1 protein-coding gene is annotated in these 359 nt (G+C 61.3%); it reads left to right on the plus strand.

The annotated features are described in order from the left end of the window. Positions 1 to 359, plus strand: a 359-nt coding sequence (locus CXF97_RS14035) for an isochorismatase family protein (RefSeq protein WP_157830897.1), incomplete at both ends; no start/stop codon positions are given.

Here is a 359-nt window from a genome sequence, read left to right on the forward strand (position 1 = left end):
CCAGAGTTGAAAGAGATGTTCCCGGACGCGCCGTACATCGCTCGCCCTGGCCAGATCAACGCCTGGGACAACGAAGATTTCGTCAAGGCGATCAAGGCTACCGGCCGCAAGCAGATCATCATTGCCGGTGTGGTGACGGATGTGTGTGTCGCGTTCCCGACCCTGTCGGCACTGGCAGAAGGGTTTGACGTGTTTGTGGTGACCGATGCCTCCGGCACGTTCAATACCACCGTGCAGCAAGCCGCGTGGAGCCGCATGACTCAGGCCGGCGCGCAGATGATGAACTGGTTCTCGGTGGCCTGTGAGCTGCACCGCGACTGGCGCAACGACATCGAAGGCCTGGGCAACCTGCTGTCGCA

Source organism: Pseudomonas sp. Choline-02u-1 (genome assembly GCF_002836515.1).
Taxonomy (GTDB): domain Bacteria; phylum Pseudomonadota; class Gammaproteobacteria; order Pseudomonadales; family Pseudomonadaceae; genus Aquipseudomonas.